Here is a 23,655-nt window from a genome sequence, read left to right as displayed (position 1 = left end):
ACAGGCGGAAATTTTAGACGTACCGTCTCACTGGTGGAACACTCATGGATCTTCTGGCCCTCACCGATTTCAACCTCGTTGCCCGCCATGGCGGTTTCGGCAAAGCGGCAAGGGCGACCGGCCGGCCCAAGGCAACGCTGTCCCGGCGAGTTGGAGACCTGGAGAGCAGCCTTGACCTGCGCCTGTTTGAGCGGGGCGCGCGCAACCTGAAGCTCACCGAGGAAGGGCGGGCGCTTTTCGAGCGGACGGGGGCGTTGCTTGCCGAACTGGACGAGACGGCCGCGGCGATCGCCTCGGGCGGTCAAAGACCCAAGGGCAGATTGCGTATCAGCGCGCCCCTGCTTTTTTCTCAGACCGCGATGGGGAGGATCGCCGCGGGATTTGCCCTCAAATTTCCGGAGGTGAGGCTGGAGGTCACGACGGAGGACCGGGCTGTGGACATGATCGAGGAAGGCTACGACCTGGTGATCCGGGTCAACCCGGATCCCGACGAAAGCCTGGTCGGACGGGCGTTTCTCCGCGACCGGCTGGTCGTCGTGGCGAGCCCTCACCTTCCTCGCACCGGTGGTCCGGCCCCCGGCGTTGCGCGCGGGACAGGCGAACGGCAAATATGGAACGTGAAGACAGAGGGTGGCCGATCGACGATCAAAATCGAGCCGGTCCTCGCTTTGGGAACGCTCATTATGGTGCGCGATGCGGTGCGAGCGGGGGTCGGGGCAGCACGTCTTCCCATTTCGTTGGTGGCCCACGATTTGGCTGACGGCACGCTGGTAAATTGGGGGGATATCGACGCCCCAGAGATCGCTCTGTGGGCGCTCTACCCCTCCCGGCGGCTGCTCAGCCCGCGCGTGTCGGCTTTCCTGGATTTTCTGAAGCTGGCCTTCCCGAATGGGACGCCGGACGAACTGGCCGCCTATATCGGCAGGTGATGCCCAACGCTTTCGCCGGCAGGGACCTTTATTCTTGGCGGAACGATTTTCCGGTGGAACAAGTTGGGGCGACGGAAATTACCTTGTCGCCCTTACAAGAGGAGGACGTCGTGAAAGACTTGCGCAGTCTCCTTGCCGAACTGTCAGCGAACTGGCTCAAGCGCCGCAAGGCACAGGCGCCCACCACCGTGAACAATGTCAAAACCCGCCCAGCCCACCAGGCGACGCGGCAACGTGCCGCCCACAAACCCAAAACACCGCCCACCCGCGACATCGCCTCGAACATGTGACGCGCGGACAATGTGGGCCGCCCAATGCCGCTGAGGGTATCACGCCGGATTGATTGGCATCGACGAAACCTTGAGCGGCCATAAGCGTTTATCGCTTCAGCCCAATCGAGGTAGTTCCAATGCAAACGGCATGGTTCTCCAAGCCTGTGGCGGTTTCGGTCGGCGTCACCGGTTCCATCCACCATCTGTCCAACACACAGCAGGCCATTGATTTGCTCACCACACATTGGCGTGACGCAGGCAGCCCAAAGCACCAGTCCGCGCTACGCGCCTGCCGGCGGGCGACGAGCGGCGATGTCGCCCCCGACGTCGCCAGGGCGGCGCTCGTCGAAGCGGCGCGCGAAGCCCACATCCTGATCGAATAGCAACATCGTGATCGAATAGGGCGTGTCGATTGAATCTGCTGACGCTATACTCGCGGCGCCCTCCGGAGAACGTCTGCCATGACCCTGAAAACACGCAAGCTCGGCAGCCAAGGGCTGCAGGTCTCGGCCATCGGCCTCGGCTGCATGGGCATGAGCCAGTCCTACGGGCCAGCCGACGAGGCCGAATCCATCGCCACGCTGCACCGTGCCATCGAACTCGGCTGCACCTTCCTCGACACCGCCGAGGTCTATGGCCCTTACGACAACGAAACCCTGCTCGGCAGGGCGCTGAAGGGCAAGCGCGACCAGGTGACGATTGCCACCAAATTCGGCTTCCGCATCGAAAACGGCAAGCAGACCGGAACCGACAGCCGGCCCGAGCACATTCGGGAGGTCGTGGAAGCCTCGCTCGGCCGGCTCGTAACCGACCATATCGACCTGCTCTACCAGCACCGCGTCGACCCGGCGGTGCCGATGGAGGACGTCGCCGGGGCCGTGGGGGAACTCGTCGCGCAAGGCAAGGTGCGCTTCTTCGGCCTGTCGGAGGCGGGCGCGGCCAACATCCGCCGGGCGCATGCCGTGCATCCGGTGTCGGCGCTGCAGAGCGAGTATTCGCTGTGGGAGCGCAATCTCGAGCCGGAGATCATCCCGCTGCTTGGCGAACTCGGCATCGGCCTGGTGCCGTTCTCGCCGCTCGGCCGCGGGTTTCTCACCGGCCAGGTCAAGCGCGCGGAAGACTATCCCGACGGCGATTATCGCCGCAACGACCCGCGCTACCAGGGCGAAAACTACGACGCCAATGTCGAGGCGGCCGCCAAGGTGAGCGACATCGCCGCTGCCCGCGGCGTCAAGTCCGGCCAGGTCGCGCTGGCATGGCTGCTGGCGAAGGGCGACGGCTTTGGCATCGACATCGTGCCGATCCCCGGCACCAAGCGCAGAAAATACCTCGAAGAGAACGTCGCCGCCGCCGCGGTCAAACTCGATGCCGCCGAGATGGCCGCGCTCGACGAAGCGCTCGCGCCGGGAAAAATCTCCGGCCCGCGCTACACCGAGCGGGGCATGGCGATGGTCGACCGGTAGGGGGCGCCTGCTCCAGCGTCCGCGACAGTCTCGCCAAGGTCGTTTCGAATAGACCAGCTACCGAAAGCCCAGATGCTTCCGATAGCAGTGGGTTTCCACGGTGAACCTGCCGGCGACATTGTCCGGCAGCCAAAGTGCGTCTTCGAAGCTGCGGCTCAAGCGCCATCCCTCGCGGGCATAAAATCTCTGCGCGCGGACATTTCCCGCCGTGCAGAAGAGCTCGGCCTCCGCCACGCCTTGCTCGGACAAGAGATGCTCGGCATGTGACAGCAGATCGCGGGCGGTTCCGCTTCCCCGTGCTTGCGGGCTTACATAGAGTTTGACCAGTTCCACTCCGTTGATAGAGACGAAGCCAAGCAGTCCATCGCCCACCGCCACATGGAAGGCATCGGTGGATTGCTCCAGCCACAGCGAAAAATGCGCCGGCGTTCGGTACGCCAGGATTTCGGCTGGAACGAGATGCGCGTGGGCATCATGCCAGCCCTGATGCCACAGTTGCACGATCGCCGACCGGTCGGCTTCCTGGGCTGGGCGAATTTCAAGCATTCCTCACCGCCCGCAAAGGTCAGGGATCATGTTATTGGTGGCGAGCAAGCGAAGCGACGAATTCCGGGATTTGGCGGGCGCCGCTCAAATTTGCCACCGGCACCAGCGGTCCCCAGATGAGCCGCTCCGCCTCGATAGCAGGTCTGATATCCCGATCGAAAGTCCAGATGTCGCGCAGAAAGGACAGGAAATCCGCGTCCAGCCGCTCGCTACACCCGGCCGGCAGGTCAGGCCGGTGGCGGTTCAGTGCGCTGCGCAGGACAACACGCTTCAGGCAGGTGATGCGAGGCGTGTTCAGCCAGACGACAAGATCCGCCTTGGGAAGCCTCAAATCGAAGGTCTGCCGATAATAATTGCCTTCAGACACCCAGCCGGCGCCCGCAATTGCCGTGCCGACGCGGGCGCGGAAAATTTCGGTTTCAGGTTTGCTCCAGCCTGGTCCCCAGAACAGCTTGTCCAGATGTACGACTGGCAGATGCAGCCGTTCGCCGATCTGCCGCGCCAGGGTCGACTTGCCGCTTCCGGCATTTCCAAGGATCACGATCCGCTGCATCATCCCTGGCTTTGCGAACTTCCAGACATCGGGACCATCTTAACGACTGAATTTCGATCGGCCAGACTCAGACCGTTCGCACCCCATGCCTGTCCAGCGTGCCCGGGGCGTTGACCGCAAATTGCGCGGCGAAAGCCCTGATGTAAGCGGGCCGAGCTTCACCCCGCGCTACATAGGCAGCAAGGTTTTCATACTCGTCCAAAATACCCGACATTCTTAGTCGCAGCAGCACCGAGACCATCAACAGATCGCCCGCGCTGAATGCATCGTCGAGCCACTCGGCGGCGCCCAGGCGGGCCGAGAGCCTGTCGAGACAGGCGCGAACACGATCCTTCACCAATGGCAAACGCTCCTCGCTCCAGGGCTTGTCAGCTTCGAATATCCTTGCCGTCGTTAGTTCGAGGATCGGCGGCTCGACGGTGTTAAGTGCGGCAAACATCCAGGTGATCGCACGCGCGCGCGCATCGCGATCGCCGGGCAGCAGGCCCGCATGCTGCTCGGCAAGATGAAGGATGATCGAGCCGGTCTCGAACAGTGAGAGAGAATCCTCCTCGTAGGTGGGGATCTGGCCGAAGGGATGGATGGCCAGATGGCCAGGCGCCTTCATCTCCGCGAAGGAAACAAACCGAACCTCATAAGGCTGCCCTGCTTCTTCGAGCGCCCAGCGAACGCGCGTGTCGCGCGCCAGTCCCTTGCCGCGATCGGGCGATCGTTCAAATGCCGTGATGGTGATTGTCATCGCATCCGTTCCCTTGCTTGGGCTAATTCTTCGGCTTCCTATATCGTGAAGACGAATGGGCCTCCCGGAAATCGACATCGGTCTGAACCATTTTCATCACTGGCACAGATCGCGGATGCCCGCCTCCGACCACAGCCCCCGAGGGCGCCGGGGGCGAAGGCAGGGCCTAACCCGCCGCTGCCGTCGTGACCTTCTTGGACGCGGCCCGCTGTCGCCGCATGCGCCGTTTGGCGACAAGCTTGAGCGCGACCGGCGGCTCGTTTGACAGCGCGCCCAGCACGGCGTCGACCATGCCATACGCCACGAAATCCGCGTTCATGTCGCGGGCCAGTTTGCCGGCCGTCTCCTTGTCCTCAGCAGCGGCCTCCGACCAGAACACGATTCCCACCCGAAGTGCTGCCTTGGCACGCTTCAGCCGGCGAACCAGAAAGCGGGCGTGCTTGACGGAATCCCGGTTCAGGAAGCCGACCACGACGGTGTCGACGGTTTCGAGCTCAAGGCGGCGAATGCTGGCGGGCTCCATATCGGCAAAGCCGGCTTTCGATACGGTCGCGCCCTGGACCTCCAGCACCTGCGCCAGCATCGCGGCGGCGGCGTCGTCGAGCTCGCCACGCCCGCCGGCGCAAAGCACGGACATATCCGTGCCATCGGGCAGTTCGGTCTCGTCCTCCCCGCCGGGATCGCCATCGTCGCTCGCCTCCGCGGCCACGGGGGACTCCTCCTCGCCTGCCTCCTCCTGCGCGCTGTCGTCGAGATTGGCGACCAGCATCAGGGCACTCGCCGCCACCTGCCGCCTTTGCAAATCACCCATGACGCCGCGCATACGGTCGTGTTCGCCCAGCAGAAGCGCCGGAATGGCAACCTTGTCGTAGAATTCGACCAGATATTTCTCCTCCAGCATCTCCTCGGCATGGTCGGTGGCTTCTTCCGGATCGCCGGCCAGCAGCCGCTGGTACAGACGCGCATGGGGTTCGAGCACGGGCTCGTTGCCGAACAGCACGTCGAGGAATTCAAACTGCGGCACGTGCCTGCCCAGCACCACCAGGCAGACGGTGAGCGGCGTCGACAGGATCAGCCCGAGCGGCCCCCAGAGCCACGTCCAGAAAATCGCCGCGACGATGATCGCCAGCGGCGACAGTCCCGTTCGCGAACCGTAGAGCCAGGGTTCGATGACATTGCCGGTGATCAGCTCCATCACCACGAACAGGGCGGCTGTCCACAGCACGAGCGACCAGCCCGGCGCAACGGCCAGCGCCAGGAACAGCGGCAAAAGCATGCCGATGATCGGGCCGATATAAGGAACGAAACGCAGCGCCAGTGCCAGCAGCCCCCACAGCAGCGCATTGGGAATACCGAGGGCCCAGAGCCCGATCGCGATCGGTATGGCGTAGACGATGTTGACGACCAGTTGCATCAAGAGGTAGCGGCCCACCCGTTTGGCGGCGTCCTGGAGCGCTTCAGTGGTGCGGTGGAGGTCGCCGTAGCCGACAAGCCGGATGAAGCGGTCGCGCAGATCCTCCCGCTCGAGCAGCATGAAGATGACGACGACGATGATCAGCCCGGCCGACCCGAGCGGGCTGATCAGCGGCCCGACGATATTCTGCAGGACCTGGAGCGGCCTTTCCCGCGCGACGATCTCGACGGGCACCGGCTCGCGCGGCGGCTTTTCCGGGGTGGTGGCCGGCAGCGTGGCGTCCTGCCTGTCGATCTCCTGGCCGACACGCTCGACCACCTTGCTCAATCTGGCAAGGATCCCGCCTCCGACCCCGGTTTCCTTGAGCGAGCGGATCTTGGTCAAGATGTTGGTCTGGTAGACCGGGATGTTCTGCGCCAGTTCGCTGACCTGCGTAGCGACGATGAAGGAGAACAGGCCAAGCGCCGCGAAAGCGCCGAGCACGCTGGCGATGACGGCGGCAATCCGGGGGATGCCGACCTTTTTAAGAGCCGAGACAAGCGGCGCCAGTGCGAAGGTCAGCAGCAGCGCGATGGCGATCGGCAGGAAAACCTCGCGCCCGAAATACAGCGCCGCCACCGTCGTGACGATGGCCGCCACATTGGGCAAAGCGGTTCGCGGATGGGGCGCGGCCACTGAAAGGGTGTCCCCCAGCCCGTCAGCCTGAGACGCCGTGCCGTTTCGACGATTGGCCACGTGATGCCTCCCCTGCCAAATGCCATGATCGGGCATATAGAGCGGACATGCAACTTTAGCCAACGATGAAATACGCCTCGCTCGACAGGCAATGATCCTGCCCGCACCTGCCGCTCTCGAAGGGTGGAAGTCAGGCTCGCCCGATCGGATCAGCGCGCCGCATGCCTGGCCAGCGCGTGCTCGATCAGTACGTCGATGGTCTGGCTGTAGCCGATGCCTGAGGCGGCCAGCGCCTTGGCGTACATCGAGATGTCGGTGAAACCGGGAATGGTGTTGACCTCGTTGACGAGCAGGCTGCCATCGGCGCGCAGGAAGAAGTCGACGCGCGCCATGGCTTCGCAGCCAAGCGCCTGGAATGCCCGCCGCGCCATATCCCTGGCCTTCTCGGCCACATCGGCCGGGACATCGGCGGGCACCTTGACCAGCGCGCCGTCGGCATCGAGATATTTGGCTTCATAGGTGTAGAAGCCGTGCTTGCCGGCCGGAATGATCTCGCCGGGCAGCGACACCGTCAGCGACCCGTCGGCGCGCTCCAGCACCGAGAACTCGATCTCGCGGCCCTCGACGAATTCCTCGATCAACACTTTGCCGTCGTAGCGGAAAGCCGTGTCGATGGCCTGCTCGAAGCCGTCCCTGTCATTCACCTTGCTGACCCCGAAGGACGAGCCCTGGCGCGCCGGCTTGGCGAAGAACGGCAGGCCGAGCGCCCCGGCAATCTCCTGGAAGGAATGCTTGCCGTTTCGATGCACGGTGACGGAGCGGGCAACCGCAAGCCCCGCCTCGCGCATCAGCCGCTTGGCGACATCCTTGTCCATGGCGGCGGCCGAGGCGAGGATGCCGCAGCCGACATAGGCGACATCGGCGACCTCGGCATAGCCCTGCACCGAGCCGTCCTCGCCGAACGGCCCGTGCAGCACCGGAAACACGACGTCGATGGGGGGCAGGTCAGGCTGCGTACCATCCCGAGACACAGCGACCAGCCGGCCCTTGCCGCCGGGCAGCAGCGCGACCTCTGCACCATCCTCGGATACCGGCGCCCCTGCCCCGTCGACCACGGAGGATTGTTGCAGCAGCCACCTGCCATCTCGCGAAATGACGATCGGCACGATGTCGTAGCGTGTCCGGTCGATCGCCTTCAGCACATTGGCGGCCGAAAGGCGCGACACGTCATGCTCGGCCGAACGCCCGCCGTAAAGGATGGCCACTCTTGTCTTGTCCGTCATCGAAATCCCTCGATTGTCAAAAAGGTCAAATGGCGACGGCAATGCCGCGATTGGCGAAGAAGCGGTCGAAATCGGCCGGCGACAACACTGCGTCTGCCTGTGTGGCGGGGTCATGGCCGGACGGGTTGTGGAAGCGGAAACCCTCGTCGGACGCCGCGGTGACCAGCACCAGATGACCGCCCTTCGAGGGCGGCTCGCGCTCGGGCCAGCGGATAGAGCTGCTGACCGAAGCGATGAAGAAGCGCGAGCGCTCCAGGATGGCCGGGATGTCCCCCGTCGCCACATTGGTCACCACCTCGGCCCGGAGTCCAAAAACCTCCTTCACGAAGCTGACGAAGGGCGCGTAGATCAGCCCCTTGATCGATCCTTCGTTGACGACATAGCCGCCATATAAGGTGCAGCGCCTGGCAAGCTCGATCGTCGGCACGATCTCGCCGCGGCTGGCCAGGATCATCTTCAGGCACGCCATGCCGCAGATGTTGGCGGCCCAGAGTGCATACTCATCGAGGGTTTCCGCGCCCGACCCCCGCCACAGCGGATCGCGCCGCAGCGCGACATCCGCGCCGTCGGCAAGCACGTCCAGCGTCATGTCTGGCGTTTCCCACTGGCTGAAAAACGGCACGGTTTCAGGCAGCGGTTTCATGCGACTCCTAGGGCAATTGGCTTCATCTCGTATACGAGGATACGAGATGAATGAAAAGCCGCTTAGGCCCGTCCAGGTGTGGCGAGCCGTGCGCCGCCGCCTACTCGGCTTTCGTCCAGCCGAAAACCAGCCATGCATATTTCGATTTTTCGGTGGGTTCGGCAGTGTAGGTCATCTGCATGTCGCCGTCCTTGGCGTAGATATCCAGCCGGGGCGCCGTATCCAGCTTTCGCCACGCCGAACTGTTGTTGAAGGACCATGTTCCGCACCAGACGCAAGGCCCCGACGTCGGATCACCCGGCTGATGAAAATTGTAGCGGCCGTCCGCCGTGATCTCCAGATAGTCGAACGCCCCGTAAAACGCGGTCACCGTCTGCTGGAACTCACCGGCGGCCGCTTCCTGTTCCGGTGTCGGCGCATCCTTCATATCGCGCGGCGGCCGGATGGCTCCACCGTTCAGTTTCCATTTGCCGACAAAATCCTTCTCGGTCGGAAGATATTCCTCCTGAGCCTGCGCCGATGAAATATAAGCAAAAGATGATATACTTGTGAGGCCCGCGGCCCCGATCGCAAATAGAAGCGTGGCGGCACAGATCGCCCTTGTTGGGTTTTGCATAAAAAATATATCTCCACGGGGGTAAGGGGAGTTTTATTGAGGATTTTGCAGCGCGCGTTGCTTCGATGCCGATTCCCGCCCGCCGTTTGCACGGTTAGCATCGGGGCCACCAATCTGGCAACGCAAGGCAACTTCTCTCCGGCATCGCCCATGCGCCCGCGATCCCGGCCGGCTGAATATCGGCAGCTTAGAAGGTGATCTTCACCGAAGCGGCGCTGCGACCATGCGGACCGTGATGGACCGCCTCGATGTTGTTGCCGTCGGGATCGAGCAGGAAGGCGGCGTAATAGCCGGGGTGATAAGGCCGTTCGCCCGGCGCGCCATTGTCCGTGCCGCCGGCCGCCAGCCCGGCCTTGTAGAAGCCGTCGACCATGGCGTGGTCCCTTGCCTGGAAAGCCAGGTGATGGCGGCCGGTGAGCTTTCCCTGTGCGGCCCGGCTGTCGGCAGTGGAGACAAACAGCTCGTCGGCCCAGAAAAAGTCGGCGCCGCTACCGCCGATCGGGACATCGAGCGCCTGCAGGACCGCCTCGTAGAAACGCCGGCTGGCCGCGAGATCCCTGACCACCAGTTGGATGTGGTCGATGAGGCGGCCGCGATGCAATTCCTGGGTTTCCATGAAAACGCCTCCTCGTGTGGGTTCGAATTTAGGTTCGGACAGGGCGTCGTCAATGCAGATACTTCCCAGCAAACAAAAAGCCCGCCGGGAGGGGATCCAGCGGGCCTTTTGAAAGCATGTCTAGCCTTCAGAGGTCTGAGGGGGGATCAGACCTGGTAAGAACCTTTGTTGGCCGCGGAGGTTCCACCCGAACAAAAAAATTGCCGATGGCCGGTCGAAACCGCGGAATTCAAGCGGCGGAGGCGATTTCTTCCGCGAGACCACTCTCAGTTTGGAACTTTCCGCTCGCAGCCGGGTTTGGTGGCGCGGTGGGAGGGATTGCGATTGGATTGTTTTCAGAGGCTCGAAGCGCTGGTCGACAGCGCCGGTGTCGACGATATCGAGGAAGCAACCGCTCTGCTGCGCCGGTTCAAGGGCGGATCGCGCGAGGTCGCGGCAGCCATCGACGAGTTCATGCTCGATTTCATGACCTTGGTCTTCGTCGTCGAAAACGGCGAAGAAGGTTTCGAAAAGCCGGTCCGCAAGCTCGCTCGCACCAGGCTTTCAAAGCTAGAGCGCCTGGTGACTGTAGCGGCGGAGGAAAAGCCGGCTTCGGGCGCCGGCCTATCCCTTCAGGATGGCGGCTAGCCTGGGAAGGCCTTCGCTCACCGCGCGCCGGTCGGCGAGCGTGAAGGACAGCCGCAGCGTGTTGCGCCCGGTGCCGTCGGCATAAAAGGCGTTGCCCGGCACGAAGGCGACCCGCGCTTCCTTCACCGACCGAGCCAGAAGCTCGGTGGCGTCGGCCCCTTCCGGCAGCGTCACCCAGACGAACATGCCGCCTTCCGGGCGGCTCCAGGTCACGCCTTCGGGCATGTGGGCTTCCAGTGCCGAGAGCAGCCCGTCGCGGCGCTCACGATAGGCGCCGATAAGTTTTTCCACCTGACCGTCGAACACGGCTTCGGCGACACGATGCATCACCACCTGGTTGATCGACGGGCTGTGCAGGTCCGAGGCCTGCTTCATCAGCACCAGCTTCTCGACGATGTGGCGCGGCGCGCACACCCAGCCGACCCGCATGCCCGGCGACAATATCTTCGAGAACGAGCCGCAATAGAGCGTTCGCGCCTTGTCGATGCCGCCCGACCTGATGCAGTCGAGCGCCAGGATCGGCGGCTCGCCTTCGCCGTCATAGCGCAGCGCGCGATAGGCGGCATCCTCGATGACGGCGATGTCGAGTTCGCCGGCAAGGTCGAGCACTGCCTCGCGCTGTTCACGGTTCAGCGTGTTGCCGGTCGGGTTGGCGAAATCCGGCACCAGATAGGCGAATTTGGCCTTGCCGCCATTGGCCGCCGCCGCCGCGCGATAAGCGTCGGGCGTCATGTTGCCGCCGGCCGGGGTAAGCCGGTCGTAGCGTGGCTCATAGGCGTTGAAAGCCTGCAGCGCGCCGAGATAGGTCGGCCACGTCACCAGCGCTGTATCGCCCGGCGAAAGGAACAGTTTGCCGAGATAATCCAGCGCCTGCTGCGAGCCGGAAGTGATGAAGATGTTGGCCTCGTCACAGGCGACGCCGAGCTTGCCCATCTGCCCGGCGAGCCAGCGCCGCAACGGCAGATAGCCTTCCGAGACCTGGTACTGCAGCGCCGCCCCTGCCTCAGGGCCGCCCAGCACATCGGCATAGGCGTCGCGGATCGCCTCGGCCGGAAACAGCGCCGGATCGGGAATACCGCCGGCGAACGAGATGATGTCCGGCTGGTCGAGCAGCTTCAGCAGCTCGCGGATTTCGGACGCTTTCATGCGCGACGAGCGCGAAGCCAACAGGTTCATAAGGGTCACGACACGCCTCCCCGGACGATGCAATATAGGTCAACTTAGCTGACCTATATTCCCTCTTGGCCGCGAATTGAAGTGTGCCTGAACGATTTCCCGAATGCGCCAGCGGAGCAGTTCCACAAAAAGTGTGCAGCGGTTTTCCGCCCGCCTAAAGGCTCTTCTTGTAGCCGAGATGGCTGCCGGTGAAGCCGAGGCTTTCGTAAAAGCGGTGCGCGTCCGCCCGCCCCTTGTCGGTGGTCAGCTGGACGAGGCTGCAGCCGCGCGCCCGGCACGCGTCGATCGCCCATTCGATCATCAGCCTGCCGACGCCGCCCGAGCGCCTGTGGCCGGCACCCCGAACCGCCTCGATCTGCCCGCGCCAGGCACCCTTGCGCGAGAGCCCGGCAAGGAAAGAAATCTGCAAGGTACCGATCACTTCGCCGCCATCCACGGCCACCGCCAGCAGTTGATTGGGATCGGCGTCGATGGCGTTGAAAGCATCGACATAGCCTTGCGCCAGCGGCAAGGACGCATCCTCGCGGCCAGCGCCAAGCGGATCGTCGGCCAGCATCGCGACGATATCAGGCAGGTCGGAGGCAACAGCCTTACGGAAGGTGATCATGGTGTCGGGCATATCGCGCGGCGCAGGCACCGGCAAGGGTGCGCTCTCCCTTCCCCCTTGTGAGGGAAGGAAGAGGCTAACTACACCTCGCCTTCATAAACCCGCTGCGCCTGCGTCAGCGCCTCATCGAGCCTCGCACTCTCCGCATAACCCGACAAATTCTGCGGCCGCTCGATACCAGGCAGCAGCCTCGGACACGGCTCGGCGGCGCCGACCACCATCCGCACCGGAATGACGCCGGCCCAAACCGGATGCCCGTAATCCTCCTCGTCGTCGCCGACGCCCTTGGCGCGCACTTTGGCCGATGCCTCTTCGATGCGCATGCCGATCACCGTCGTCGCCTTGGCCTCCTGCGCCGAGATCGGCCGCAAGGTATCGCTCCGGCCGGGATAGAAACGGTCGACGACGCCGGCCAGCGCCTTCAGTTTCTCCTCAGGCTCATCGATGATCCGCGCCGTGCCGAAACACATCGCCGAGCGGTAATTGGCGGAATGGTTGAAGCCCGAGCGCGCCAGCACCAGCCCGTCGAGATGCGACACCGTGAGACACGCCGGCGTACCGCCGCGCAGATGGCGCAGCATGCGGCTGGCCGACGAGCCGTGCCAGTACAGCATGTCGTCCTCGCGCCAGTGAATGGTCGGCGTGCAATAAGGCTGGCCGTCGAACGTATAGGCGACATGGCACAGCAGCCCGGCATCCAGTACCGCGAAGACGGCAGCATGGTCGTAGCTGCCGCGCTCGTGCAGGCGCTTGACGCGGTTGCGGCTGGTGGTCGGAAAGCTGGCTGGCGTGTCGTTCACGGCTTGCATCCTTGGTTGCTGTCTGCCAACCATGCGCTATGACATTGGTCGATAAAAGAACCAATCCTGTTGATAAAACTCAGACCAATCTGCCTGATTGGTCGGCGCTGATCCCGGTCCTGCCGGGCGACGGTCCGCGCAGCCGTGAGCTTTATGCGGCGCTGCGGCGGCTGATCGAGACCGGCGCGCTGGCCGCCGGGGCGAAACTGCCGACCACCCGGGATCTCGCACAGCGCTTCGGCCTGTCGCGTTCGGCGGCGGTTGTCTGTTTTGAAATGCTGATCTCGGAAGGCTTCGCCGTCGCCAGGGTCGGTGCCGGAACCTTCGTCGCGCCTGACGTGCCGCATCTGCCGACAACACAGGTCAAGCCGCGTTCGCCTGAGATCGACGCGGCCACCTCGCTGCCTTGCGGCCTTGGCGTGGCGGTGTCCGATCCGCGCACGCTTGATTTGTTTCGCATCCTTCTGTCGCGCCACCTTGCCCGCCCCGGGCCGGAGCATTTTCGCTATGGCGATCCGCGGGGCGGGCTTGGCCTGCGCAGCGCGATCGCAACCTATCTCCGAACCGCACGCGGCGTGCGCTGCGACGCCGGCCAGATCGTGCTGACTTCGGGCACGCAGCAGGGGCTGGATCTTCTGGTGCGCGCCGCGCTCAGTCCCGGCGATGCCGTCTGGATCGAAAACCCCTGCTATCCCATGGCCCACGCCGTGCTGGCCGGCAGCGGCGCCAGGGTTTTTGGGGTGCCGGTCGACGCGGAAGGGCTCGATCCCGAGATCGGCGAAAGCCTGTGCTCCAAGGCGCGCGCGGCCTATGTCACGCCCTCGCACCAATATCCGCTCGGCGTGACGATGACGATGCGCCGCCGCCTGGCGCTACTCGACTGGGCGCGGCGCAACCATGCCTGGATCATTGAGGACGATTACGACAGCGAGTTCCGCTATGCCGGCCCGCCGCTGACCTCGCTGCAAGGCATGGACGGCTCGGGCCGTGTCGCCTATCTCGGCACCTTCTCGAAAATCCTCTTCCCCGGCCTGCGCATCGGCTATGTCGTGGTGCCCGAAGCGCTGCTCGATGCCGTGATGGCGGTCAGGGCGCGCTCCGACCGATTCCCCTCGACACTGGCCGAAGGCGCGCTGACCGACCTGTTGAACGAAGGCCATTTCGCCGCGCATCTCAGGCGCGTGCGCCGCCGGGTGCAAGCCGCGCGCGACGTGCTGGTCGCCGGCCTCGAGGCGCATTGCGGCGATGCCCTCGAAGTAACCGTACCCGAACAGGGGCTGCACTTGATGGCGACGCTGAAAGACGCCGGGCCGGACACGGCGATCGTCGAGGCGGCGAAGGCGGCAGGTGTCGGTGCGCGTGCCCTCTCCTCGATGTTCGTCGACGGCCCGCCCCGGCAAGGCCTGGTGCTGGGTTTTTCGGGGTTTTCGGACGAGGAATTGATGGCCGCGACGGTCAGGTTGGGCGGGGTGGTGAGGCGGCATTCCCTCCCTTCGTCATCCTAGGGCGAAGTAGGAGCGCAGCTCCGTCGCGGAGACCCTGGGATCCATGCCGCGACACTTGCAACGGGCCAAAGCGGATCAGGATAAGGCGCTACCGCCAGTGCCATAGAACAACAGTAATGCGCCGGGATAACATCCTGGTTCCGCAGCATTTTTCGGCATGCGTCACGGCATGGATCCTAGGGTCTGCGCCGCGTCGCTGCGCTCCTTGCTCCGCCCTAGGATGACGAAGTCCTCAATCCCCATCGGCGGGCTGGGTCTTGCCGCACTGCGCCAGCACCTTGCCGATGGCCGCGCTGGAGCCCTTCAGCGGAAAACTGACCTCGCCATATTTGGCTGAACTGACCGACACATCGCCTTTGCCGCGCAACAGGTCGAGCAGCGGATCGGCTTTCGCCAGGTTGACCACGAAGTAGTTGTACATGGCCTCCAGCTGCAGCGTCTTCGCCACCGTCTTGCCGTCGGCCTGGAACGCGAACGAACCGCCGATGCCGGGCTCCAGCTGCTGGCCGGTGGCGCCGAGATCGTAGCTCAGCACCGGTGTGTCGAAACAGGTCAGCATCAGATGCGCGTCGCCTTTCGGGCCGCCGCAAACCGAGGCCGTCAGCACGCTGCCGCCTTCGTCTTCCTCCATCCTGGCGCTCCAGCCGCCGCACGACGCGGCAAACGCCGGTTGCGCGGCCTGCAGGACCGCTACCGCACCGGCGACGATGAGATGTCCAACTCTCATGACTCCCCCCAATTGACTGCCTCCAGGGCCATTTGCAGCACCCGTCGACAGCATATAGGAAAAAGCGACCCGATGGCATTGCCCCTTGCGGCAGCCGGTCCTGTTTCGCGGAGAGTTGGATTGAGAGCCTGCGTTCGCCTGTGTCTGTCCTTTGCCGCCCTGCTGGCCTTGCCGCTCGCCGCTCATGCCGAGTGGAAGCCGGTCGAGAAAATCGAGCCCTACGCGATCTCGGGCCAGAGCGGCGCCGAACTCTACCGCTCGATCGGCGAGAACGGGCCAAAGCTCGGCATTGCCCGCGCCATCGCCTACACCAATTTCAAGCTGACCTGGGGGCTAAGGGACTACAAGCCCAGGGGCAAGGACTGCGTGCTGACGGCCGGGCGTCCGAAGCTGATCGTCACCTACACTCTGCCAAAACCCTCCGGCTCCCTGCCGCCCGCCGTCCAGAAGAACTGGGACACCTTCATCGCCGGCGTCGCCGCCCATGAGAAGGTACATGGCGCCAGCATGGTCCAGATGGTCCACGACATCCAAGCCGCGACGGACGGCCTGACCGTCGCCGACGATCCCAAATGCAGCAAGACCAGGGCCGAGGTGGTCAAGCGGCTCGACGCGATCTCGAAGGCGCGGGTGCAGGCAAGCCGCGATTTCGACCGCGTCGAATTCGGCAATGGCGGCAATTTGCAGAAACTGGTTTTTTCGCTCGTGACCGGCCCCTGAAGCCACCAAAGGCTTATTGGCCAACCTCAACCAGGACCCACCCTTCGGCAGGAAGCCCGGCGACGGGCCGGCGCTGACCGACCCGGAGATCGATGACATCGTGGCGTTTTGCAGACGCTGACGGATGCGGACCAGCAGTAACACGCGCTTGCCTTCTCCCCTTCTTGTGGGAGAAGGTGGATCGGCGCGCAGCGCCGAGACGGTTGAGGGGTGGGTGACGGATCTCCGTCCTTGCCAAGCTGGAGCATCCCTCATCCGACCGAGCTTCACTCGGCCACCTTCTCCCACAAGAAGGGGAGAAGGGAAAGCCATGCCTCATTGCGTATCCGCGCTCGCCCTCAGCTCCGCGCGCTTCTCGTCCGATACCACTGCCAGATCCAGCACCTTCTGCAACTCGGCCGCATGGCGGAAGGACGGTTCGGTCTGCACACCGCTTCGCACCGCGTCGGTGAAACGCTGGTAGTTGGTCTCCACCGTACCGGGGTCGAGCTCTTTCCATATGGCGTTCTCGACATTGTCGCCGATGCAGGCCTTGAGCGTCGAACCATCGAGATTGTGCACCACTTCGATGCCGCCCTTCTCGCCATAGATGCGCAGGCGCAGCTCGTTGAGATGGCCTGTTGCCCAGCGGCTGGCATGCACCACGCCGAAGGCGCCGTTGGAAAAGTCCAGCGTCATGGCGAAGCTGTCATTGGCGTCGAGCCCGTAGTCGCCGATGCGGTTGCCGGGCGCCTTGTCGAAGGCGCGCAGCCGGCAAAAGACATGGTCGATGTCGAGCGCCGCGCCATAGCTGGCGAAATCAAGGATGTGGATGCCGACATCGCCAAGAACGCCATTGGAGCCGTGGCCGCGCGACAGGCGCCACAGCCATTTCGGGTCGGTACGCCAGTCGCCCCAGAATTTCGACACCAGCCAGCTCTGCAGATAGGACGCCTCGACATGCCTGACGGTGCCGATCTTGCCCGCCTGCACCATCTGGCGGGCCTTCTGCAGCGCCGCCACATTGCGATAGGTGAGGTTCACCATATTGACGATGCCGGCGGCCTCGGCGGCGTCGGCCATCTCGGTCGCCTTGCCATAGTTTTCGGCCAGCGGCTTCTCGCACAGCACCGGCTTGCCGGCGGCAATCAGCGCCATGGTGGTCGGGTGATGGATGCGGTCGGGCGTGACATTGGCCACCGCGTCGAACTCACCCCATGCCAGCGCCTCCTCCAGCGCGGTAAAGCGGTTGGGAATGTCAAAGCTGTCGGCGAACTCGCCGACCCGTGCCGGATCGACATCGACCGCGCCGACTATGTCGACGCCGTCGATAGCTGTGAAGCGCCGCGCATGTTCCTGCGCCATCCAGCCGGTGCCGAGTATCAAAAGCCGCATTCTTTGCTCCTTGGGGTGAGATGCCGGAATCCCCCTCCGGTCGGAGCCCTCAAATAGCGCGAATGATGCCGCCGTCGACCCGGATGTTCTGGCCGGTGATGTAGCCGGCGCCTTCGGACGCCAGGAAGGCGATGGTCGCGGCGATCTCTTCCGAGGTTCCGTAGCGCTGCATCGGCACGCTGTCGCGGCGCTCCTCGGTGGCCGGCAGGCTGTCGATCCAGCCGGGCAGCACATTGTTCATGCGCACATTGTCAGCGGCATAGGTGTTGGCGAAGATCTTGGTGTAGGCGGCAAGCCCGGCGCGGAATACCGCGGACGTCGGGAACATCGGGCTCGGCTCGACCACCCAGGCGGTCGAGATGTTGATGATGGCGCCGCCCTTTTGCTTGACCATCTGCGGCGCCACGATGCGCACCGGCCGGATGACGTTGAGGAGATAGACGTCCATGCCGGTGTGCCATTGCTCGTCGGTGATTTCCAGGATCGGCGCGCGCGGCCCGTGGCCGCCGCTGTTGACCAGCACGTCGATGCGGCCATAGCGCTCCAGCGTCAGGTCGACGAGGCGCTGCAGATCGTCGTTCGACTGATTGGAGCCGGTGACGCCGAGCCCGCCCAATTCCCCAGCCAGCGCCTCGCCCTTGCCCGAGGAGGAAAGGATGGCGACCTTGAAGCCGTCCGCCGCCAGCCGCTTGGCCGCCGCCGCACCCATGCCGCTGCCGCCGGCCACCACCACAGCTACTTTTTCTACACTCATCGGATTTTCCTCTCAGGGTTTGCGGGCACCGCAAGCGGTGTTTTCGGGAGCTGAGCGTTGATATAGCTGGTTTTCCCCGCTGGTTCGAACCAGAATGCCTGAAATCAACCTGTAGAAAAACTCCTGCATGCCCGAAGCTTTCCTCAGCCTGCCGCCGTTGAATGCGCTGCGCGCCTTCGAAGCCTCGGCGCGTCATCTCAACTTCCGCATCGCCGCCGAAGAGCTCAATGTCACGCAAGGGGCGGTCGCCCAGCACATTCGCGGGCTGGAAGCCGATCTCGGCACCAAGCTGTTCGAGCGGCTGCCGCGCGGCCTGGCGCTGACCGATGAGGGCCGCGCCTATGTGCCCAACATCCGCCGCGCCTTCGACCTGATCTCGGAGGCGACGCTGCTGCTTCGTCCCGAGCCGGCGCGGCTGACGGTCAGCGTGACGCCGAGCTTCGCCACCAAATGGCTGATCCCGAGACTGTACGACTTCGTCGCGCATAACCCGCTGGTAGACCTGCGCGTGCTGGCCAGCGAAAGCCTGTCGAGCTTCCAGGCCGACGGCGTCGACATTGCTGTACGGCAAGGCCGGCCGCCCTTCGGCGCCGGACTGGTCGTCGACCTGCTGTTTCCCCAGCAAATCGTCGCCGTGTGCAGCCCGGCCCTGCTGCCGGCCGGCGCGATCGAGATCGCAGCCTCCGAAATCCAGCACCACGTGCTGCTGCACGATGCCCACAATCTGTGGCCGGAATTCATGGAGAAAGCGGTCGGCCTGAAGATGACGACCGAATTGAAACGGATGCGCTTCAACCAGACGGGCCTCGCCATCGACGCGGCCGTCGCCGGCCAGGGCATTGCGCTGGCCAGCCGCTTTCTCGTCGCCGCCGACCTCGCCGCCGGCCGTCTGGTCCAGCCCGTCAGCGGAGAAATGCGCGGCACGCAGGATTTCTATGTCGTGATGCCGAGAAAACAGCGCCACCCCGAGCCGACGCAAGCCGTGCGGCAATGGTTGCTGGATGCGGGAGAAAGGCCAATCTAGATCGGCAGCAAGGCGTCGGGCTTCACATTGGCAATCGAGGCGTAGGTATGTGTCTCCCGAACCCCGGGCAGCGGCAGGATGACACGCTGCAGAAAATCCTGGAACATCGCCATGTCGGCGACACGGTCGAAGACATGCGCGCCGTGTGGTCGAGCCGCACGTCGATGAAGACGAGCTGCGCCTGCCCGATCCGAGCAGGATCGAGCACCGCGCGCACGGCGCGGACGAAGCCTTGGCGAACAGCCGCTTCACGCGCTGCGTCCGTCCCTCGCCCCGTTATGGGGAGAGGATGCCGGCAGGCAGGTGAGGGGCAGCGTCGACGCTGAAATAGAGCGGCAATCGGCACCGCCAGTACCCTACCCTTCCACCGTCTCCAGCACACTCAGCAGCGTGCCCTCCATATCCGGCTCGTCGCCGGAGCAGACGCACAGCATCTCGGCGTCGCCTTCGCCGACCGACAAATAGGCGTGGCCCATGGTGGAATCGATGTAGACGCTTTCGCCCTGTTTCAGTCGCACCGGCGCATACTGGTCTGTGTGCAGTTCGATCTCGCCCTTGAGCACGATCAAAAACTCCTCGCCGGCATGGCTGGTCAGCGGACCGAACTCCTGCGGCGTGCGGGCGCGTGCATAGGCGTGGATCGGCACCATGCGCTTGCGCACCAAATCTGTCGCCAGATAGCGGTAGTCGTAATTGCGGGTCAGCTGGCGCAGCGTGTTGGACGGCGAGGTCACGGAACGACGGGTGCGCGCGGACGGCTGCTTGCGCTCGCCACTGAGCAGTTCGGTGACATGGATGCCCAGCCCCTCGCAGATCTGCAGCAGTTTGTCGTAGCTCAGCGACATCTGGTCATTCTCGACCTTGGACAGCGTCGACACTGCGACGCCGGTCAGCGTGCTGACCTCCTGCAGGGTCCAGCCATGCGTCTTCCTCAAGCCGCGCAGGCAATCACCGAGGTTCGGTTGCTCCGACATCGTCAACTCCGTTGCGCGGCCCATCGAGCCGCCAGTCTACCCTAGGTAGTCAAACTCTCTGCCGCTATCAACAACGCTAACAATTTTCTTATACGCTAAATATTGACTGGATACGAAATTATTTCTACCCCTAGAGGATGCAGTCCAAGTCTCCTCAAAAAATCGTCGTCATCGGCGGCGGCATTGCCGGCCTCTCGCTGGCGGCTGCCGTGCAGCCCTGGGCCGAGGTCACCGTGCTCGAGCGCGAGCCGCATCTCGGCTACCACGCCAGCGGCCGCTCGGCGGCGCTGTTTTCAGAAACCTACGGCAATGTGCTGGTGCGGGCGCTGTCGCTGGCCAGCCGGCAGGCGATCATCGATGGCGGCTTCGCCGCCCACCGACGCGGCGCGCTGCATGTCGGCGGCGTCGAGGACAGTGCAGCCGTCGACCGCATGGCGGCCGAGATGCAGGCGCTCGTGCCGAGCGTACGGCGCCTGTCGGCTGCTGAAGTCACCGCGCTGGTGCCGGTCATCGCCACGGCAACCACCTGCGGCGGCGTGCATGAACCCGGCGCGCTCGATGTCGACACGGGAAAGATGCTTGCCGCTTCAGCCTCGGCGCTCAAGGCGGGCGGCGGCGTCATCCGCACCGGCGAAGAGGTGCGGGAGATCTCCCGCGTCGCAAACGGCTTCAAACTCGTGACCAATGCCGGCGCCTATCAGGCCGACATCGTCGTCAACGCCGCCGGCGCCTGGGTCGATGTCGTCTCCGATATGGCGGGGCTCTCCGCCCTCGGCTTCCGGCCCAAGCGCCGCACCGCCTTCCTGTTCGACCCGCCCGCCGGCACGGACATCAGCGCCTGGCCACTGGTGGTCGATCTGCACGAACAATTCTACTTCAAGCCCGATGCCGGCAGGCTGATCGGCTCGCTCGCCGACGAAACCGATTCCGCGCCTTGCGATGCCTATCCGGAAGACATCGACGTCGCCATCGCCGTCGATCGCATAGAACAGGCGACATCGCTGCGCATCGGCCGTCCGTCGACGCCCTGGGCTGGCCTGCGCACCTTTTCGCCCGACCGCACGCCGGTCGTCGGCTTCGACCCACGCCTGCCCGGCTTCTTCTGGCTCGGCGGCCAGGGCGGCTACGGCTTCCAGGTGTCGCTGACGCTGGCGCGGCTGGGTTCGGCTCTGCTTCGCGGCCAGTCGTTGCCGAACGATCTCGCGGCTCGCGGCGTCACCACAGCCGCGCTTGCGCCCGATCGTTTCATCACCCCGGCGGCAACGCCATGAACTTCACCGGCCTGCCCTTCCCCAACCCGTAAAGTGTCATCAGGAGCGTTTGCGATGAAATCCACCGTTCTGCGCGCAGTGCTTACCTCGTCGCTGCTGGCCTCGTCCGTCCTTCTCGGCGGACAGGCCTACGCCAAAACCCTGGTCTATTGCTCGGAAGCCAATCCCGAGACCTTCAACCCTGCGATCGGCACCGCCGATTCGACCATGGACGCAGCCGCCAAGACGATCTTCAACCGGCTGGTCGAGTTCAAGCCTGGCACGACCGAAGTCGGGCCGGCGCTGGCCGAAAGCTGGGAGGTCTCAGCCGACGGCAAGATCTACACCTTCCATCTCAGGCACGGCGTAAAATTCCAGTCGAACGACCACTTTACACCGTCGCGCGAGTTCAATGCCGACGACGTGCTGTACACCTTCAACCGCCAGCGCGACGCCAGCAATCCCTACCACAAGCTCGGCGGCGGCGCTTACGAGTACTTCAATGCGCTGGGTATGGGCACACTGATCGACAAGATCGACAAGGTCGACGATTACACCGTGCGCTTCACGCTGACGGCAGCCAACGTCACCTTCCTGCCCGGCATCGCGCTCGACTATCTCTCCATCCTGTCCTTGGAGCAGACCGAAAAGATGGTCGCGGCCGGCACGCCGGAACTGATCGATAGCGAACCCGTCGGCACCGGCCCGTTCGTGCTGCAGGCCTATATCCCCGACAGCCAGATCCGCTACGCCGCCAACAAGGATTACTGGCGCGGCGCGCCGAAGATAGACACGCTGGTCTTCGCCGTCACGCCCGAGCCGACCACGCGCGTGGAGCGCCTCAAGGCCAATGAATGCCAGGTCGCCGCCCCGCCGCCGCCCAGCGCCGTCGCCGATTTGCGCACCGATCCCGACATCACCGTGCTCGACCTCAAGGGCCAGAACATCGGCATTCTCGGCTTCAATGTCGAACACCAGCCGCTCGGCGATGTGCGCGTGCGCATGGCGCTGGCCAAGGCCATCGACCGCAAGGCGATCGTCGACGCCGTCTATGCCGGCGCCGGCACGGTCGCCGGCAGCGTCGTGCCGCCGGCGCAGATAGGCGCCGCCACCGACGCCGGCATCGACTATGATCCGGATGGCGCGAAGACACTGCTGAAGGAAGCCGGCCACGAGAGCGACCTGAAAATCAGCCTGTGGGCGATGCCGGTGTCGCGGCCCTACAACCCCAATGCCAAGCGCATGGCCGAGATGATCCAGGCCGACTGGGCGAAGGTCGGCGTCAAGGCCGAGATCGTCAGCTTCGAGTGGGGCGAATATCTCAAGCGCACGGCCGGGGGCGAACAGGACGCCTACCTGCTCGGCGGCAGCAGCGACAATGGCGACCCGGACAACATGCTGAGCTATTTGCTTTCCTGCGACGGCGTGAAGGGCGGCTCCAACCGCTCGCGCTGGTGCGATCCATCCTTCGAGAAGCTGCTGCAGGACGGCCGCGTCGCCGCCGATCCCAAACAGCGCGCCGACATCTACGCCAGGGCGCAGGCGATCCTGAAGGTCGAGGTGCCGGTGGCGCCGATCGCCCATTCGGTGGTGGCGATCCCGATCCGCAAGAGCGTGCTCAACTACGTGCTCGACCCCTTCGGCCGGCAGAACTTTGCTGCTGTCGATATGGCGGAGTGAAGCTTGGCGACCCTGCCCTCGGGCTCGGCCCGAGGGCGCACCGACATCTATGAAACCAGCAATTTAGCGGCGAAAGCAGAATCCATGCGTGAAGACCTGAACGCCCTCCTCAAGACCTATCTCACCGATGGCGCGGTGGGCACCTCGCTCGCCTACTCCACAGGCGCCGCACCAGCTGCCCTCACCGCCGGCCTCGCCGACCGGGAACATGGCGTTGCCGTCTCGCCCGACCGTCTGTTCAAGATCGGCAGCTGCACCAAGACCTTCGTTGCCGCGGCGCTGGTCAAGCTCGCCCAGGACGGCAGGCTCGACCTCGGCGCGCCGATCGTCGGCTGGTTCCCCGACCTGCCGGGCGCCAAGGACATTTCAGTGTGCCAGCTGATCAACCACCGCAGCGGCCTGCCGGAGTTCGAATATTACATTCCGATGGATCCGAGCCGGCAATGGACGCCGCAGCAGCTGGTCGACATCGCCTTCGCTTCCGACAAGCAGAAGGCGCCGGGCGGAGCCGCCGTCTACAACAACACCGGCTATGTGCTGGCCGGCATGGTGATCGAGGCGGTCTCAGGCCAGTCGCTCGGCGGTTACGTCAGAAGTGCAGTGCTGCAGCCGCTCGGCCTCAAGAATACCTGGTCGTCGGCCACCGAAGCCTTTCCGGAAAAGTCGATGGTGCGCGGCTATTACCACA

Annotated in this window: 26 protein-coding genes and 1 pseudogene; 12 read left to right on the top strand and 15 right to left on the bottom strand. The window is 64.3% G+C overall.

All coding sequences use genetic code 11. From position 1 onward, the window contains the following. Nucleotides 1–44: 44 nt before the first annotated feature. The 4 genes from EN943_RS11135 to EN943_RS11120 all read left to right on the top strand — a co-directional run bounded on the left by EN943_RS11135 (nt 45) and on the right by EN943_RS11120 (nt 2,664). A complete protein-coding gene (locus tag EN943_RS11135) occupies nt 45–929 on the top strand; it encodes a LysR family transcriptional regulator (protein ID WP_127412649.1) in 885 nt (294 codons plus the stop codon). Between the two features lie 110 nt (nt 930–1,039). After that, nucleotides 1,040–1,219, top strand: a complete 180-nt coding sequence (locus tag EN943_RS37605) for a hypothetical protein (protein WP_164778161.1) — start codon at nt 1,040–1,042, stop codon at nt 1,217–1,219. Nucleotides 1,220–1,338: 119 nt separating this feature from the next. After that, nucleotides 1,339–1,584 carry a DUF982 domain-containing protein gene (locus EN943_RS11125; RefSeq protein ID WP_023813833.1) on the top strand — a complete coding sequence of 82 codons (246 nt, stop codon included), beginning with the start codon at nt 1,339–1,341 and terminating at the stop codon, nt 1,582–1,584. Between the two features lie 78 nt (nt 1,585–1,662). Next, nucleotides 1,663–2,664 (top strand): aldo/keto reductase, encoded by a 1,002-nt coding sequence (locus EN943_RS11120; RefSeq protein ID WP_127412648.1) that lies wholly within the window; start codon nt 1,663–1,665, stop codon nt 2,662–2,664. Between the two features lie 57 nt (nt 2,665–2,721). Here EN943_RS11120 and EN943_RS11115 read toward each other — a convergent pair whose 3' ends face one another. From EN943_RS11115 to EN943_RS11080, 8 genes are all read right to left on the bottom strand, one after another. Next, complete coding sequence (locus EN943_RS11115) at nt 2,722–3,210, bottom strand: GNAT family N-acetyltransferase (RefSeq protein WP_127412647.1); 489 nt, start codon at nt 3,208–3,210, stop codon at nt 2,722–2,724. Between the two features lie 31 nt (nt 3,211–3,241). Further along, entirely contained in the window at nt 3,242–3,766 is a 525-nt protein-coding gene (locus EN943_RS11110; RefSeq protein WP_245475713.1) for an AAA family ATPase, read from the bottom strand. A 64-nt stretch (nt 3,767–3,830) separates the two neighbouring features. Next, a complete protein-coding gene (locus EN943_RS11105; protein ID WP_127412646.1) occupies nt 3,831–4,502 on the bottom strand; it encodes a glutathione S-transferase family protein in 672 nt (223 codons plus the stop codon). Nucleotides 4,503–4,668: 166 nt separating this feature from the next. After that, on the bottom strand, nt 4,669–6,687 hold the full coding sequence (locus EN943_RS11100; protein ID WP_164778162.1) for an AI-2E family transporter: 2,019 nt from the start codon (nt 6,685–6,687) through the stop codon (nt 4,669–4,671). A 113-nt stretch (nt 6,688–6,800) separates the two neighbouring features. Further along, nucleotides 6,801–7,874 (bottom strand): D-alanine--D-alanine ligase family protein, encoded by a 1,074-nt coding sequence (locus EN943_RS11095; RefSeq protein ID WP_127412644.1) that lies wholly within the window; start codon nt 7,872–7,874, stop codon nt 6,801–6,803. A 25-nt stretch (nt 7,875–7,899) separates the two neighbouring features. Next, nucleotides 7,900–8,517 (bottom strand): C39 family peptidase, encoded by a 618-nt coding sequence (locus EN943_RS11090; RefSeq protein WP_127412643.1) that lies wholly within the window; start codon nt 8,515–8,517, stop codon nt 7,900–7,902. Nucleotides 8,518–8,617: 100 nt separating this feature from the next. Then, nucleotides 8,618–9,133 (bottom strand): hypothetical protein, encoded by a 516-nt coding sequence (locus tag EN943_RS11085; protein ID WP_127412642.1) that lies wholly within the window; start codon nt 9,131–9,133, stop codon nt 8,618–8,620. Between the two features lie 187 nt (nt 9,134–9,320). Continuing rightward, nucleotides 9,321–9,749 carry a VOC family protein gene (locus tag EN943_RS11080; RefSeq protein WP_127412641.1) on the bottom strand — a complete coding sequence of 143 codons (429 nt, stop codon included), beginning with the start codon at nt 9,747–9,749 and terminating at the stop codon, nt 9,321–9,323. Between the two features lie 324 nt (nt 9,750–10,073). On the opposite strand from EN943_RS11080, the gene EN943_RS11075 reads away from it, so the two are divergent. Further along, nucleotides 10,074–10,376: a hypothetical protein gene (locus EN943_RS11075; protein WP_245475709.1), complete on the top strand. Its 303-nt coding sequence runs from the start codon at nt 10,074–10,076 to the stop codon at nt 10,374–10,376. On the opposite strand, the gene EN943_RS11070 is transcribed toward EN943_RS11075, so the two are convergent. From EN943_RS11070 to EN943_RS11060, 3 genes are all read right to left on the bottom strand, one after another. Continuing rightward, on the bottom strand, nt 10,353–11,552 hold the full coding sequence (locus EN943_RS11070) for a PLP-dependent aminotransferase family protein (RefSeq protein WP_206522744.1): 1,200 nt from the start codon (nt 11,550–11,552) through the stop codon (nt 10,353–10,355). The two genes, EN943_RS11075 and EN943_RS11070, sit on opposite strands and share 24 nt — an antisense overlap. A 154-nt stretch (nt 11,553–11,706) precedes the next feature. Further along, nucleotides 11,707–12,159: a GNAT family N-acetyltransferase gene (locus EN943_RS11065; protein WP_127412661.1), complete on the bottom strand. Its 453-nt coding sequence runs from the start codon at nt 12,157–12,159 to the stop codon at nt 11,707–11,709. 80 nt (nt 12,160–12,239) lie between these two features. Further along, nucleotides 12,240–12,992: a pyridoxamine 5'-phosphate oxidase family protein gene (locus EN943_RS11060; protein ID WP_164778159.1), complete on the bottom strand. Its 753-nt coding sequence runs from the start codon at nt 12,990–12,992 to the stop codon at nt 12,240–12,242. 5 nt (nt 12,993–12,997) lie between these two features. Here EN943_RS11060 and EN943_RS11055 point away from each other — a divergent pair, with 5 nt between their 5' ends. Continuing rightward, nucleotides 12,998–14,464: a PLP-dependent aminotransferase family protein gene (locus tag EN943_RS11055; protein ID WP_127412637.1), complete on the top strand. Its 1,467-nt coding sequence runs from the start codon at nt 12,998–13,000 to the stop codon at nt 14,462–14,464. Nucleotides 14,465–14,696: 232 nt separating this feature from the next. Here the strand turns inward: EN943_RS11055 and EN943_RS11050 are convergent, their stop codons facing one another. Then, the gene (locus tag EN943_RS11050; protein ID WP_245475707.1) at nt 14,697–15,191 is read right to left on the bottom strand and encodes a hypothetical protein; all 495 of its coding nucleotides are present in this window, start codon (nt 15,189–15,191) and stop codon (nt 14,697–14,699) included. 120 nt (nt 15,192–15,311) lie between these two features. Between EN943_RS11050 and EN943_RS11045 the strand changes: the two genes are divergently transcribed. Continuing rightward, entirely contained in the window at nt 15,312–15,911 is a 600-nt protein-coding gene (locus EN943_RS11045; RefSeq protein ID WP_127412636.1) for a DUF922 domain-containing protein, read from the top strand. 5 nt (nt 15,912–15,916) lie between these two features. Further along, a pseudogene (locus EN943_RS38295) lies at nt 15,917–16,052 on the top strand (cytochrome-c peroxidase); the annotation flags it as partial. A 174-nt stretch (nt 16,053–16,226) separates the two neighbouring features. On the opposite strand, the gene EN943_RS11035 reads toward EN943_RS38295, so the two are convergent. Then, nucleotides 16,227–17,285: a Gfo/Idh/MocA family oxidoreductase gene (locus EN943_RS11035; RefSeq protein WP_127412635.1), complete on the bottom strand. Its 1,059-nt coding sequence runs from the start codon at nt 17,283–17,285 to the stop codon at nt 16,227–16,229. A 49-nt stretch (nt 17,286–17,334) separates the two neighbouring features. Next, complete coding sequence (locus tag EN943_RS11030; RefSeq protein WP_127412634.1) at nt 17,335–18,039, bottom strand: SDR family oxidoreductase; 705 nt, start codon at nt 18,037–18,039, stop codon at nt 17,335–17,337. A 127-nt stretch (nt 18,040–18,166) separates the two neighbouring features. Between EN943_RS11030 and gcvA the strand changes: the two genes are divergently transcribed. Beyond that, nucleotides 18,167–19,063: a transcriptional regulator GcvA gene (gene gcvA / locus EN943_RS11025; protein ID WP_127412633.1), complete on the top strand. Its 897-nt coding sequence runs from the start codon at nt 18,167–18,169 to the stop codon at nt 19,061–19,063. 356 nt (nt 19,064–19,419) lie between these two features. Here the strand turns inward: gcvA and EN943_RS11015 are convergent, their stop codons facing one another. After that, entirely contained in the window at nt 19,420–20,037 is a 618-nt protein-coding gene (locus EN943_RS11015; RefSeq protein WP_127412632.1) for an XRE family transcriptional regulator, read from the bottom strand. Between the two features lie 137 nt (nt 20,038–20,174). Between EN943_RS11015 and EN943_RS11010 the strand changes: the two genes are divergently transcribed. From EN943_RS11010 to EN943_RS11000, 3 genes are all read left to right on the top strand, one after another. Further along, the gene (locus EN943_RS11010; protein WP_127412631.1) at nt 20,175–21,308 is read left to right on the top strand and encodes an FAD-binding oxidoreductase; all 1,134 of its coding nucleotides are present in this window, start codon (nt 20,175–20,177) and stop codon (nt 21,306–21,308) included. 54 nt (nt 21,309–21,362) lie between these two features. Continuing rightward, on the top strand, nt 21,363–22,967 hold the full coding sequence (locus EN943_RS11005) for an ABC transporter substrate-binding protein (protein WP_127412630.1): 1,605 nt from the start codon (nt 21,363–21,365) through the stop codon (nt 22,965–22,967). An 84-nt stretch (nt 22,968–23,051) separates the two neighbouring features. Then, nucleotides 23,052–23,655: serine hydrolase domain-containing protein (locus EN943_RS11000; protein WP_164778158.1), on the top strand; the 604-nt coding region annotated here is incomplete at its 3' end.

This window comes from Mesorhizobium sp. M7A.F.Ca.US.006.01.1.1 (assembly GCF_003997935.1).
Taxonomy (GTDB): Bacteria; Pseudomonadota; Alphaproteobacteria; order Rhizobiales; family Rhizobiaceae; genus Mesorhizobium.
Note: the sequence above shows the minus strand (reverse complement) of the source record. Positions and strands in the feature narration are given on the sequence as shown.